At 46.4% G+C, this 14,325-nt stretch carries 16 protein-coding genes; all 16 read left to right on the top strand.

Going from position 1 to position 14,325, the window contains the following annotated elements:
- Positions 1-7 precede the first annotated feature (7 nt).
- The gene (gene hspQ, locus FHP88_RS17070) at positions 8-316 is read left to right on the top strand and encodes a heat shock protein HspQ (RefSeq protein ID WP_144360312.1); all 309 of its coding nucleotides are present in this window, start codon (positions 8-10) and stop codon (positions 314-316) included.
- Between the two features lie 163 nt (positions 317-479).
- Entirely contained in the window at positions 480-1,286 is an 807-nt protein-coding gene (locus FHP88_RS17065) for a CbbQ/NirQ/NorQ/GpvN family protein (RefSeq protein WP_144360311.1), read from the top strand.
- Between the two features lies 1 nt (position 1,287).
- Complete coding sequence (locus tag FHP88_RS17060) at positions 1,288-3,399, top strand: nitric oxide reductase activation protein NorD (RefSeq protein ID WP_144360310.1); 2,112 nt, start codon at positions 1,288-1,290, stop codon at positions 3,397-3,399.
- 108 nt (positions 3,400-3,507) lie between these two features.
- Positions 3,508-4,098, top strand: a complete 591-nt coding sequence (locus FHP88_RS17055) for a TetR/AcrR family transcriptional regulator (RefSeq protein ID WP_144360309.1) — start codon at positions 3,508-3,510, stop codon at positions 4,096-4,098.
- A 48-nt stretch (positions 4,099-4,146) separates the two neighbouring features.
- A complete protein-coding gene (locus FHP88_RS17050) occupies positions 4,147-4,614 on the top strand; it encodes a hypothetical protein (protein WP_144360308.1) in 468 nt (155 codons plus the stop codon).
- 495 nt (positions 4,615-5,109) lie between these two features.
- The gene (locus FHP88_RS17045) at positions 5,110-5,667 is read left to right on the top strand and encodes a restriction endonuclease (RefSeq protein ID WP_144360307.1); all 558 of its coding nucleotides are present in this window, start codon (positions 5,110-5,112) and stop codon (positions 5,665-5,667) included.
- A gap of 117 nt (positions 5,668-5,784) precedes the next feature.
- Positions 5,785-7,428, top strand: coding sequence for a hypothetical protein (locus tag FHP88_RS17040; protein ID WP_144360306.1), 1,644 nt, complete (start codon positions 5,785-5,787; stop codon positions 7,426-7,428).
- Between the two features lie 97 nt (positions 7,429-7,525).
- A complete protein-coding gene (locus FHP88_RS17035; protein WP_144360305.1) occupies positions 7,526-7,915 on the top strand; it encodes a hypothetical protein in 390 nt (129 codons plus the stop codon).
- 152 nt (positions 7,916-8,067) lie between these two features.
- Positions 8,068-9,132 carry a ribosome small subunit-dependent GTPase A gene (gene rsgA / locus FHP88_RS17030; protein ID WP_144360304.1) on the top strand — a complete coding sequence of 355 codons (1,065 nt, stop codon included), beginning with the start codon at positions 8,068-8,070 and terminating at the stop codon, positions 9,130-9,132.
- Positions 9,133-9,593: 461 nt separating this feature from the next.
- Positions 9,594-10,097, top strand: a complete 504-nt coding sequence (locus FHP88_RS19240; protein WP_186297773.1) for a zinc ribbon domain-containing protein — start codon at positions 9,594-9,596, stop codon at positions 10,095-10,097.
- A 70-nt stretch (positions 10,098-10,167) separates the two neighbouring features.
- On the top strand, positions 10,168-10,797 hold the full coding sequence (locus FHP88_RS17020) for a hypothetical protein (protein ID WP_144360303.1): 630 nt from the start codon (positions 10,168-10,170) through the stop codon (positions 10,795-10,797).
- 194 nt (positions 10,798-10,991) lie between these two features.
- The gene (locus FHP88_RS17015) at positions 10,992-11,267 is read left to right on the top strand and encodes a putative quinol monooxygenase (RefSeq protein ID WP_144360302.1); all 276 of its coding nucleotides are present in this window, start codon (positions 10,992-10,994) and stop codon (positions 11,265-11,267) included.
- A gap of 50 nt (positions 11,268-11,317) precedes the next feature.
- A complete protein-coding gene (locus FHP88_RS17010) occupies positions 11,318-11,767 on the top strand; it encodes a hypothetical protein (protein ID WP_144360301.1) in 450 nt (149 codons plus the stop codon).
- A gap of 517 nt (positions 11,768-12,284) precedes the next feature.
- Complete coding sequence (locus FHP88_RS17005) at positions 12,285-12,623, top strand: GYD domain-containing protein (protein WP_144360300.1); 339 nt, start codon at positions 12,285-12,287, stop codon at positions 12,621-12,623.
- Positions 12,624-13,029: 406 nt separating this feature from the next.
- On the top strand, positions 13,030-13,239 hold the full coding sequence (locus FHP88_RS17000) for a cold-shock protein (protein WP_144360299.1): 210 nt from the start codon (positions 13,030-13,032) through the stop codon (positions 13,237-13,239).
- A gap of 238 nt (positions 13,240-13,477) precedes the next feature.
- A complete protein-coding gene (locus FHP88_RS16995) occupies positions 13,478-14,182 on the top strand; it encodes an arginine N-succinyltransferase (RefSeq protein ID WP_144360298.1) in 705 nt (234 codons plus the stop codon).
- Positions 14,183-14,325: the final 143 nt, after the last annotated feature.

Genomic DNA, 14,325 nt, shown 5'->3' with positions numbered 1-14,325 from the left:
AATCATTATGAAACAGGTATCACTGAACATTGGTCAACTTGTACAGCATAAACTGTTCGGTTATCGCGGCGTCATTTATGACGTTGATGCAGAGTTTCAACTCTCTGAAGCGTGGTATGAACAGATGGCCAAGAGTCGGCCTCCCAAAGATGAGCCCTGGTATCGTGTACTGGTTGATGGATCAGACTATGAAACCTATGTTGCCCAGTGCAACCTAGAACCGGATGAGAGCGATCAACCCATCGAAAACCCCTACATCGACGCGCTGTTCACACACTTTACCGGTAACCGCTATATTGCTGGCGATATCAATTAGTCACTTTATTCGCTGTTACAATAAAGGAACCGACCAGTATCCTCTGTTGGGCAGTGCCTAGCCAGTTTAGTACAACTGATTCCCCCTATTTTCCTCTAGTTGATATCGTCTCCATTCCCTTGCAGACTAGAGGGCTGAAGCAGTAACCAGGAGTATCAGTCAGATGCGCACCTTCAGACTGGATGAGTACCGGATAGAAGACGAACCCTATTACGAAGCCACAGGCGATGAAATCACCCTGTTTGAAGCGGCTTATAACAATCAACTCCCCATCCTGTTAAAAGGTCCGACGGGCTGCGGTAAGACCCGCTTCATGGAGTACATGGCGTGGCGACTGCAACGCCCGCTGATCACGGTCTCCTGCCATGATGACCTGACCGCTTCGGATCTCGTGGGACGCTACCTGATCAAAGGGGGCGAAACGGTCTGGATAGACGGCCCACTGACCCAGGCGGTCAAGGCCGGAGGCATCTGTTATCTGGATGAGATTGTCGAGGCCCGCAAAGACACCATGGTGGTGATCCATCCCCTGGCCGATGATCGGCGGGTTCTGCCCATTGAAAAACTCGGCACCCTGATTGAAGCCGACCCTGAATTTGCCATCGCCATCTCTTACAATCCCGGTTATCAAAGCGTACTCAAGGATCTCAAGCAGAGTACCCGCCAGCGCTTTGTAGCACTGGAGTTCGGTTACCCGAAACCAGAACTTGAGATCACCATTGTGGCCCGTGAGTCTGGACTGGATCGCGCACTGGCCACTCAGCTAGTAAAGTTCGCCGGCATGACCCGCAACCTGAAAGGCAGTGGCCTTGAAGAAGGTGCCAGCACCCGGCTTCTGGTACATGCCGCCAAACTGATGGCTGCCGGTGTGCCGCCTGTCTCTGCCTGTCAAAGCGCGGTGGCTCAGGCACTGACGGATGACCCGGAGATGCTGGCCTCAGTCAACGAGCTCTCATCCTCGCTGTTCTGACATGAACAGCCCATCCCTTCTCTCCCACTCGGCCATCCAGCAACGACTGGATGAACTGCTAGAGGTTGAGTTTTCCTTTCGCGATACAGAGGCACCCGCTAGGGCAATCGCCCAACTGCCGGCACAACGTCAGCACTATCTGATCAGCTGGATTGAGCGCATCGCCAGCACCCATGTTGAACTGGGATTTCAGGTCGCTTGTAACAGTGTCGCTGCAGAAGCCTTGATGACAACCGATGTTTTTGAGGCATGGATATTTCACGCCATGGACAGCTACGATGTCGAGGGACTACGCCCTGCCCTGCTGGTCATTGAACAATATCAACAGTTTGCATCACAACAACAGGCACGCCTACAGGGGGCACTGTTACAGGATCATGAAGGGGTTTTGCAACGTTTCCTGCAAGGGTTGTCTGGACGCTCACTCAAACTGGCCGCATCTGAAACCATTTACACCGATACCGAGACACTCTACCTGCCGCCCATGCAGTCTCTACTGAGTACGCCAGAACAAAACTTTCATCTCTATAAAGTCACAACGGCACTGCTCTGGGCACAGATACAGTTCGGTAGCTTCCGGGCATTGCGCACGGTAGAAGCACCAACTGCTGAATTCATCCAACTTTTCCATGCCCTTGAGTCACTGCGACTGGAAACCTGCCTCCAGCGCGAACTACCGGGACTCCACCGGGTACTGCAGCAAATCAAAACAGTTGCCGATGAAACTGAGCTTGATGCAACATGGCTTGAATTCAGGCAACAGCTCGCCAATCCCGGCTTCAGTGCAATGGATACGGTCATCCTGGCACAGCGCGAATTAGATCGACTCAAACCCATTCCACTCAATTGTTATCAGGGCCAGATCAACTTTGAAGCCGTCACGGCCTGTATGAATGCACGCATCGAGAAAGAGAAGGCACGGTTTAAGGTAGGTCTCAACACACTGCTGGAAGAGCTCAACAAATCTAACAGTGAACCGCCGCCATCGGATAAACGATTCACCAAACAGCAAGAGGCCAACCCCTCTACATCAGAGGGCGTGCAGATTGAGATCCTGCTGGATGATATGCCAGCCCCTTTACCTGACAATATGCAATCATTAAAGCGCTCTATTCTTCTGGATTTTGGCGATATCCCCGATGAGTATCTGCAAGCCGCAGGCCCCGGAGACTATGACGCCAAACTCCTGCATGATCAGACGCGTGATGCCGAGGATGTCTGGCAAGGCAGCTACCATGAAGAGGGGGCTTATCTCTATGATGAGTGGGATTTTCAACGCCGCCACTACCGCAAGAACTGGTGCGCGGTACGCGAGCGCGCTGTCAAACCGCTGCATGATGATTTTGTAGAGAAGACCCTCGATAAATATCACGGACTGATCAAACACCTGCGCAAGACCTTTGAAGCCCTGAGACATGAGAATCGTCTACTGAAACGTCAACCCGAAGGCGATGATGTCGATATCGACGCACTGGTTGAAGCCCTGGCGGATGCCCATCTCGGGTTTGAAATGACGGATCGGCTACTGACAAAGATGCAACGTAACGAACGAAATATCGCGGTAATCTTTATGGTGGATATGAGCGGTTCCACCAAGGGTTGGATCAATGATGCGGAACGAGAATCGCTGCTGTTGCTCTGTGAAGCACTGGAGAGCCTGGGTGACCGTTACGCCATCTACGGTTTTTCCGGCATGACCCGCAAGCGCTGCGAACTGTTCCCTATCAAACACTTCGAAGAGTCGTACGATACAACCATTCGGGCACGTATCAGTGGTATCGAACCCCAGGACTACACCCGCATGGGTTTTGCCATCCGGCATCTGACACAGGTTCTACAAAAAACAGATGCGAAAACCCGCATACTGATCACCCTCTCGGATGGCAAACCCGATGACTACGACAGCTATCGCGGTGAATACGGCATTGAAGATACCCGTCGCGCCCTGATTGAAGCCCGTCGTGGCGGCATCCACCCTTACTGCATCACCATTGATGAAGAGGCGCGGGATTATCTGCCCCACCTTTATGGACCCGCCGCTTATAGCGTGATCAGTGATGTACGCAGCCTGCCCCTGAAGGTTTCCGATATCTATCGCCGCCTGACCACCTGAGTCTTTCCGACGAACCCTTCCAGAGAGGACAGCCCCTGCACAATATGGATTGACGGGATACCTTACACCCTCTACTATTTGCGATTACTTAATCGCAAATAGTGAATAATGGGCAAACCGACCGAAACCCGAAGAACAGAAATCATTCTGGCCGCTCTAGAAGTCGCCGCCGAACGCGGGCTGGTAGCCACCACCACCCAGGCCATTGCAAGCCGTGTAGGCATTGGGCAATCCACCATTTTTCGACACTACAACTCGCGAGATGAGTTATTTGCTGGCGCAATAGACTGGATTGGCTCGCAACTTATGATGGCCCTAGAACCCTATTTCAGCAGCAGCGAACCAGCGGATGTACGGCTCAGGGGTATGGTTTACCAACAGCTTGAATTTGTTAGTAACAACAAAGGGTTACCAAGAATACTCTTCTCTGACAGTCTGCATATTGGTCAGCCTTTGTTAAAACAGAATGTGCAACGGATCATGCGAAACTACAGCATTCGTGTCATACAACTGATTCAGGAAGGCATAGAGACTGGCCGGTTCGACAAAAAACTGAACCCTGAAGTAACGGTACGCTACCTGATGATGCTGATACAGGGGTTGTTGATGCGCTGGTCAGTGTTTGACTTTAACTTTGATCTAAAAGCTGAGGCCGAGCCGCTCTGGGACTTTTTCTCCAGAGCGTTACAGCCAGTCTAAATTTTTTTACCTTTAATGCGATTAGACAATCGCTTTTTGGAGATGGATATGTGCAAAATTTGCTGGACATCACTCACGGCTGCACTGCTGCTCATAGCCTTTGCGGGTTATAAAATCATGTACCCCGCTGCAATTGCGCCCTCAGCCGATGGCCGCATGACCATTGAACTAACAGCAGGCGAACGCGATCTGGTACTCACCGAGATGCGTGACTTCCTCATCTCGGTACAGACCATCACCGAAGCCGTCACAACCGAAAACATGGATATGGCAGTCAAGGCCGCGAGAAAAGCGGGCACCACTGCACAAGGCGCAGTCCCACTCTCACTTGTGAGCAAACTACCCAACGAGTTTAAAAAACTGGGCTTCGATACACACCAGCAGTTTGACCAGATAGGACTCGACGCAGAACAACTGGGTGATGGATCGCAAACAATCAAACAACTCAGCATAATCATGCAGAACTGCATTAGCTGCCATGCCGGATACAAACTGGTCGCCGTCGCAGAAAAATGATCCTCTATAGCCCATTGCTATTAATCCCAGTTCTCCTCGCCGTCTGGTTTCATCATAAAAGAAACCAGAGGCGCGCCGAACAGAAACGCGAAGAAGAGCGACGCGCGCTCGAACAAAACCTCGTCCCCTGCTTCACCTGCGGGTTAAAGATCCCAAAAGAAGGTGCCTTGGAAAAGAAGGGACGCTTTTTTTGTGGTGTAAAAAAGCAGGAGAGAGAAAAACGGCTACAACAAACTTCGCCTGACATCCCACCCCCTCAGTAAGAAGCTTCTTCAATTAGAGATTCTCTGTTAATCTACAGGGACATTAAGGACTATCCGCTTGGCAGGATGCTGAAAACTACATCTCATGGACATCCCTCCAAGCCAATTATTCGTTTGATAGGAAATATAGTGCGTAGAACGAACTGTCGTATATTTCAATATATTCTACAGCTGTATATTGTCATAAATGTGCGGGGTGTATAATCGGCGTTAGGCGTTCAAAGGAGAGCTGGTGAGACCTTCTAGAATTATTTTAAGAACTACCCCGAAGGATGAGCTACCAAGTTTCACACTCAAATCAGTACTAGAGTTTGGAGATAAAACTAGCGAAGGTACTTTAATTGAATGTGTGGCTACTCCTTGGTTTGAAATCATGCGCCTCATAGAGCGTGATCCAAACGCAATTTATGAAATCGATTGTTGGAAGTGGGAAGAGATTATTGCTGGGGCGTACAAGCAGGCAGGTTTTGATGAGGTGGAACTTACTCCAAGGAGTGGAGATAAAGGCCGTGATGTAGTAGCAACAAAAAATGGTGTTGGCTCTATACGGATATTTGATCAAGTAAAGGCTTATAAACCTGGCAATTTAGTAACTGCAAATGATGTAAGGGCTATGGCGGGTATCATGTCAGGAGCAAATAACGTATCGAAGGGTGTTATCACAACCACTTCTGACTTCGCTCCAAAAATTGTAGAGGACGAATTTATCAAGCCATTTATCCCACATAGAATCGAACTGCGGCCACGAGAGATTTTATTACCTTGGTTAAAGGAGTTACAAGACAAATGATTAAATCGCCTAACAAGGAAAGGCATCCGACGCGCAAAAATCGCGCTCGGCTGCTTTAGGCGTTGGGCTCGATAGGACCTCCGGTTAAGAACGCGAGCAATACAAAAGGTAGAAGTAATGTTATCAATGGAAGAGGCATTGAAACTATTAGAGGATGGTGAAAGGCGTCAATGGCTGATTGCCGATTGGGGCTGGTATAGCAAAGAGAAAGGAAGTGGGGGTGTATATATCGGGCTTCTTCAGCCTGACATGGAACAGCAATGTTTGAAAAACGCCTCATGGGATGTAAGTAAAGGCGATGGACTAACAGGCTTCACGATGTGGTGGGAAGAAGGTGTAGAACATGCTGAATATAGTTACGCACCCGCAGATGGAGACTCATGGCCGCTTGTTATTCATCGAGAATTTCACGGACTGGCAGAAGAACAGTATGACTTATTAGAAGAATTTCGCCTTTATCACAATCTGTGGCACGATAGAAAAAACGACAACTACTATAAGATCAAAGACAATGGTGATAAGCAGCGAGTCGTATACAGGGACAAGGATGGCGCTATGTTGGTGGATACTGCTTCATTACGCCAATTTTGTGCCGCAAAAAATTTGTTAATTCTTTTGCAGGTAGATTCAGTTCAATATTTCAATGATCCCCAGGAAGAGTCCTCTGAAGAAATAAAGGACGAAAATCTATACGCATTGCGTCACGTGACAAACGACACAATGTATATAGAACACCCGGCATTTGGCCGCTTGTTGGGTAAAAGGGTTATTCAACCATTGCCGAAAGAAAAATGTGGGGTATGGCCATTCGAAGAAGGGAAGGCGCACGAGTCATTTATCATTGGGGTTAACGAGGATGGCTCCGATGGAATTTACACAAGTAATCCGGATAAGCTTGCTGATTACTTCGGAAAGAACCCGGATAGCCCCCACTATCTAACACCTGTGTACTTTCGAAAGGATGTGCTAAAGAAATACTTAGAGCAACCGAGCCTCTACTCAGTTGAAGATGGCTACCTTCGCTGCGGGAGCGCATGGGGGGTTAGGATGGATAATGATCACGAAGATTTGGTTGTGGTCTTTCTCGGAGACTTAGGGCGTGATTTACCAGAAAGCGAACAACGCTATTGGCGATCATTCAACGTTAGGCCGGAAGGTGGGTTAAGCGAAACCTGTTTTAAACGTTCTTTTCTTGGTCAGTTTGCAGACGCAGAAAACATTGATCACGTCATCAAATCAGAAAGACGAAAAATGCTGGATAAGTGGAAAGAAGCATTCGGCTTCAGTCTTTACAGTGATTTTCACCAGGGCGATGATGGAATTTTTGCTGACCTTAGGGTTCCGATATCTGAAGAATGGACCGAATTTGACAGATGCACTATCGCGGCTTCAAAAATATTTGTTGATTACCTGAATGAATCGCCCCTAGAAAAAAGCGCGAAAAATGAAATAAATAAAATGAGGGACTTGGATCCAGATAGGCCAATTCGTGGAATAGACAAACTAAAGGCATGGCTTATTCAAAACGTTGAAGAAGGCGCACCAATAGAATGTATAGATGTTCTTCGCAATTTGCAGGCTCTTCGATCTAAATCGTCTGCGCATAGAAAAAGCAGCGACTTATCGAAGTTTCTTGCTAAGCATGGATTGGATGATAGTTCACCAAGAGATGTCTACAGAAATTTGGTAATTACCCCACTCTTGGAATATTGCGTAAAATTACGATACTTAGCCGAATCTAGAATTGCGAAAAATGATTAAAAAAGCCCAACAAGGTGCTCCAGGCGACCACGTAAAGCGCTGGCGCGCTTCACGAGCCGCCTGAGCACAGACGTTAATGAGAATGGAGGAAATCATAGTGGATCATGATGCCGAGGTTATGAAGGTGTTATGGGATGAGTTCAAGTATAGGCATGAGCACTATTGGAGGAGCTTTTATAAAATAGGATTTCTTTTACTTTTCCTGCTATCAATTCCTTACATAACACCAAAAGATTTTATACTTCCTCCCGAATGGTTTTTCAATTTAATGCCAATATATTCATTAGCATTATCAATAATTGCTACATGGCTGTTATGGCAAGAGCATAAAAGAGTGGATGCAGCGCATGATAAATATAAATGCAAAAGAGATGCTCCCATTTCAGATGCCACTAATAACGAAAATGGACGCCTTCTTACGCTTGGCGCGTTATTCACTCTGCTATTCGGAGAATCAATGGGGTCGGTCTCGATAGATAATAACTAAACCAGTGGATTCAATTTACTATCAAGCCTAACCATTTGATTTGAAGCCTATCGTTACACCAACCACTTTTGCTATTATTTCAATTAATTGGGATTAAGTTTGCGCCATTCAGCGCCAGCCCTTTTACCCGATATCGAGATACAAACAATAATATGGATAAGTTGAATAACATCGGTTTTAGCCATTGGTTCCGAAGTAGACTTGACCCTGATAAAGTCGCTGCGCACGCTATTGCCCGGGTGATTTCAGTACACAAGGAGCGATACACAATAACCAATGGTCTGGGAGAAGTTTTTGCCGAGTTATCCGGAAATCTGTTCTATACCGCAGATTCACCTACCGATCTGCCAACTACGGGGGACTGGGTATACGCAGATTTCTATGACGATGATACGCACGCGATCATCCATGGTGTAATGCCTAGAAAAACTTTGCTTAGAAGAAAAACAGCCGGAAGGCTGGTTGATTTCCAATTAATTGCGGCAAATATTGATGTTGCCTTTGTAATCCAGTCTGCTGATTACAATTTTAATCTTAGAAGGCTGGAGCGCTATCTGGTCATGGTCAACGAAAGCGGGATTATTCCTGTTATTTTACTCAGTAAGTGTGACCTTATTACGCAAAATGAAGTTGAAAATATAAAGGCAAGCATCTTAAGCATTGCACCTCAAGTTACTGTGCTGGCATTCAGTAGCTTGAGTAGGGAAAACATCGATACTATTAAAAATTATTTATTACAGGGTAATACCTACTGCTTACTCGGATCATCCGGTGTTGGCAAAACAACGTTGCTCAATAGCATCTTGGGCAGCAGGCAATTTGAAACTCAATCTGTCAGTAAAAAACAGAACAAAGGAAGGCACACCACCACAAGCCGCGAACTTATACAGTTAGAGAACGGCGCCATGCTAATCGACACCCCGGGAATGAGAGAGCTTGGAAACATGTCGGTAGATACGGGTATTGACGAAACATTTTCTGAAATACTCACGCTTTCCCAGCGCTGTAAGTTTAATAACTGCTCTCATACCAATGAAAAAGGCTGTGCGATATTAGCGGCGATAAATAATGGTGAGTTGTCTGAACAGCGATACAAAAACTACCTGAAAATGAAAAGCGAAGCAGCATTTAATGAAATGTCTTATTCCGATAAAAGAAAGAAGGATAAAGACTTTGGGAAGTTGATTAAATCAACCATCAAAAGTAAAACCAGGTAATGAAACCCAATTGGGTAGCCGGGGGTCTCTAACACCCAAACTCCGCAACACCCTGAAGAGCGCCCATCAACCCGCACGACATTGGGTATATATGGACACCCAACATCGGTTGTTGCAGTATTAAAAAGCAGGCGCAAAACGGTTCTATAAGTATTTTTAATAGCCCAAAAACGCCTAAAGCATTTTTTCTGCAAATACGAGTATATTCTGCTAGTCTCTAGAATTAATAATTTTTCCACTTGGCAGGATGCTGAAAGACTCATATCGACACCGTCCTCCAAGTCCGCTTTTCTATTAATAAGAATATAGAGTTCGCAGAACGAACTGCAAAATTACCATTAAATTCTGCGGCAACATAAGTCGCTGAATGTGCAACCCGATACGAAACAGATGCGCTCGGGTGTCTTAACCGTTAGGCAGTTGGCAATACTTCACTACTTTAAATAGAGGAGATAGTCGCTATGGCCTTAGTTAATTGTGGGGAATGCAACAAGGAAGTTTCTGATAAAGCAGTATCTTGCCCTAATTGCGGGGCGCCTATTCAGGGTGCCACCGAAAAACAATCACTGTGGGACTCTATAAGTCAGAGTTCAGGCCCAAAAGAGGTCGTTATCCGAGGGACTGACGTCGCCTACGAGGGTCAGAAACTGGGCGAAGGACTCATGAAGATGGTCATGGCCCTGTTCCTGCACCCCGTATTCTCATTTGTCGGATTCTGGCTCATCGGCTTTGGTATTTTGATGTCCATGGCACCGGTATTTGGCCTCGCCGACAAACAAATGAACGCCTTACCAGTCTGGTACGTCGCCTTGGCCATCGCTATCCCCATTGCGCTAGCCGTTCTATTAAGGAAGACCATCCCGAAGTTGATGAAGTGGATCTTCTTTACGCTGCTTGCGGTTTTGGGGATAGCCTTCGCAGGGGGAATTATCTCAGCGATAATTGAAAAATCGACAGCGAGTTAAGCGAAGGCGAGTCTTATACAGAAGAAATCCATCCACTTAAATTCAATTGATTATTTTACCGGGGGAAATCATGCAAAGATCATCATTAGTTCTATTAATCATCGTAACGATGTTATCCGCGCTGATGATATTACCGGCAACTGCGACTGAGACGGATCTGATGGCGCAAGATGTGGAAGGTGTAAAGCTCGGCATGGAGATGACGGAGGCCGTACCTGCGCTGGAAAATAAGGGTTACACCCGCACATCAAAACGGAGCTTTGAAAAGAAAGATAAAACCGGCATCCACTACATTGGTATCAAACTTAATCCCGGCGGTGAAGTGATCTCCGTTGGAGTAGCACACCGACTGATTGAAGGTTTTGATGCGGATGCATTACGCGACGAATGGATTTCGCAATGGGGTAACCCAGATCACATCAATGGTAATCCAGGAAACGACTGGACGCTGCAATACAATAGCCCTCATGCCATTCTCGATGCCAGCGCCATAAAAACCTACAACCCAAGACGACCCAGTGAAGTCAGCATACGTCTCGCTTCAAAAGGACAGGTATTAGCGGTACGGCGCGGACACGAAGTTGAGGAAAAACGGTGTATCGCTATCAAGGATAAGCCGGTTTCAACATTGACGATTAATGACCGTGATGCGTTATTGGAATGTATACGTACCGGACAACTGATAATAACCACGCCTTAAACTGCACGAAAAAGATCATTAAGTAGATTGAGATGAGTATAAATAATCCTGAGTAATTGTCTAACAGTGATGGATGAAGGGGTTCCATAGATTCTTGAATATGCGTTACCTTTATTCCATAAAGCAGGTAAAAAACACACGGCGCAAAAAAAGCTGCCGTGCTTCAAATAGTCTAGGTCCAGGAGTGTAGTTACGTGGCAATAATCGTAGCAGGAAAACTGACTATACAGTTGGGTTCGCGTGACGAATTCATTAATAAGTCTTGTCAGTCAATCTTACAGGCAAGAAAAGATGAAGCCTGCGAAGATTTCGCAGTATCACCAGACCCTGTTGATGTAAGCAGAGTAAATATTTTCGAAAAATGGAAATCCCATTCTGCACTGAATGCATTTAGAAACTCAGGCTCAGAAAGTGATATTTTTTCACTCGTAGAATCATTCGATGTTAACGAATACGAAATTAGCACATAAAGTACGTTAAATTCGCTCATTGCCAAAATAAACAGGTGAGGAGAATACAAATGAGCTGTTCAACATGTGGATATGAAGGAGCACACAGTCGTCACAGTTGTCCTGTTTGTAATGCCGGAGGAGGAGGACTATCTCTGGAAGACGCGGAAAAGATGAAAAAAGTCGGAGCTGAGCTTGGCGGCGGCATTCGAAAGGCAGCCACTTCCCGTTTCTTGTCTTTTCTATGGTTCTATATTACGTGGGTCATAGTCTCGGTGATCGTCGGAATGAAAACGGGGCTTTTAACTGATGACGCTAAGAATGATCCTTTTTGGTACAAGCTATTTGTTCTGATTCTACCGATCGTGCTCATGGTGGTATTTCGCCGTCAAATAAGAAAATACATCCCCATTGTTTTTGGGAGCCTGCTAACTATGCTTGGTTATGCATTCTTTTTATTTATCTCAGTCCTTGCGGTGATGTGGCTCTGGAGTTTGATGAAATGGGTCGGTGGTGGATGAGAGTAGTTTTTTAACAGTTCAATAATGTTTGCATATATTTATGATGTAGAAAAATGATTGGTCGTGTCACGGCACTACTAACAGAAGATAAAGATATTGTTCGTCATAACGGAAAGACAGTCTGCCTACTGAGATGTATCTGGACCTCTTCCATCAAAAACTTACAATAAAGCAAGGACAGGGAGTAAATCTGAACAAGCGACTGTAGATTAAACACTGTTCTTGCTGTCACTCGATTAAGTAGCACCTAACCCTCTTACCCTGTTTTTAATAACGTTGTATTTCCCACACGACCGACTACTGTTTAGTTACTACAGTGTCTGCCCCTCCTGTGCAGATATCCTCTCTGGCTTATCAACTGAGAATGATACGCTACCGCTGGCTCGGATTTCCAGATGATCCGAGAATGCACAAAGAATCAAGAGCGGAAAGAGAAACGCCCTCTATCTGCGATAGTGACGAAATCCTGGAATTACCCGCTCTTTTAGTACCCTTTCATTAGAACAAGGAAACACTGATGAGCATTTTTATCACGCAGGGCAACTATACCGACCAGGCCATTAAGGGAATGATCGACAAACCAGAAGACCGCAAGGCAGCTGTAACGGGCCTTATGGAGTCGGTTGGAGCAAAGCTCCTTCAGTACTATATTACGACGGGTGAGTACGATTTTATGGTCATCGCTGAAGGCGACAGTGTAACTGATGTTATGGCTGGACTGATGATCGCGGGATCAACCGGCAGCGTTACAAATCTGAAAACTGTACAGGCTGTAACAACACAGGAAGCAAAATCCGCTATGGAAAAGGCCAAGACGGCGCGTGGCGGATTCCATGCTGCGGGTACCAGTAAATAAGCATCAACTTTCACACTGGCAGGGTATCACTTAGCGTAATACCCTGTCGGTGCATCACTCAATCCAGTCAGAGAAAAGATGGCCCAGCGTTTGTCTGATGAAGTTTGTTTGCCCTCGCCACACTACTGACATGCTCGCTAGAAATTTTGACGGCTGTGTACAGAGCAAGCTTATAGCAATCCCGCCACAAGCTGGCCAACAGATTGACACCCCTCTTGCGAAATCAATTGACTTATGTCTGACAAACCTATATCGTGCGACACAGCTAGAAAATCAGCCTTTTGTTTACAATCTCCATTTCGCATTTTCTTCGTAAATATTCGTCCTGTAGTTTCTAAGTTTCAGACTCTTTTTCAGCAAATCAAGCCACCTATGGCTAATCATTTTTAAATTACAGGATATTATTATGTCAAACAGAGTAAACGGCACCGTCAAATGGTTTAACGAATCTAAAGGCTTTGGCTTCCTCGAGCAGGAATCTGGCCCAGACGTTTTCGCCCATTTCAGTGCCATCGCCAGCTCAGGGTTCAAGACCCTTGCAGAAGGCCAGCGCGTTGAATTCACAGTAACTCAGGGTCCTAAAGGCCCACAAGCTGAGAATATCGTACCGTTATAATTCAATACTGCTATCGCTTGTTATTTAAGCGATAGCACGTTGTTTTGCTTTAATAAAAAAGGGTGAGCTCTACGGGCTTACCCTTTTTTATTCACCATAAATTACGCCCGTTTTACAATAATTCACAATAAAATCAGTGCGGAACAACGTATCAAGTAGTACCTTGATAGATAACCCGGTAGGCACTAAGTCCGCCTCGCGACAGTAAAATGGAATCGCTTGATACCTGGATATCGCTATGACTGATGCATTACAAAATATCGAAGCGCCCACGACCAAGAAAGGCTTCAAAGCGATTTATATCTTGTGGATCGTGCTGGCGACTATTCTGCTGACGGCGGCAGTCACCTATTGGGTGGTTCGTACCTATATTTACGCCAAGGATTTTGAGCCCGTTGAACTGAGCATCACTGAGCAAAAGACCCTCAACACCAAACTGAAAGCCCTGGGCTATGACCCTGGCCCGGTTGCCTATAAAGAAGCGGATAAAACGGCGAAGGAGAGTGATGCACAGTGGCTGCGACCCGAACGCTACAGTGAGGCCGGCGCGAAGCGTGAGATCGGCTTTAGTGAGCGTGAACTCAATGCAATCGTTGCAAAAGACCCTAACATTGCGAAGAAACTCTCGGTTGATCTTGGCGATGACTTGGTCAGCGCCCGCTTGCTGGTTCCTGTCGATAAGGACTTCCCGATTCTTGGCGGCAAGACCCTGCGTGTCTCAGCCGGTGTTGAGATGGCGTTTCGCAATCAAAAGCCAGTGATTATCCTCAAGGGTGTCAGCATTATGGGCGTACCCATTCCCAACGCCTGGCTAGGTGGATTAAAAAACATCGATCTGATCAGCGAGTTCGGTGATGAACAGGGTTTCTGGAAAGGCTTCTCTGATGGCGTTGAAAACATCCACGTCGAAGAAGGCACCCTGAAGATCAAACTCAGAGAGTAAACGAACCTGTTATAACGTACCCCTGAGTCGAATGGCACTTACTTAAGCTCAACTGTAGGGTGGGTTAGCGTCTTTTGCGTAACCCACCAAGCGTTGCGCAGCAACACAAGTCGTTTGTTTAAGGTGTGCCTGACGGCACGGCT

This window comes from Sedimenticola selenatireducens, from assembly GCF_007625115.1.
Lineage (GTDB): Bacteria > Pseudomonadota > Gammaproteobacteria > Chromatiales > Chromatiaceae > Sedimenticola > Sedimenticola selenatireducens_A.
This window is presented reverse-complemented; position numbering and strand designations above follow the sequence as displayed.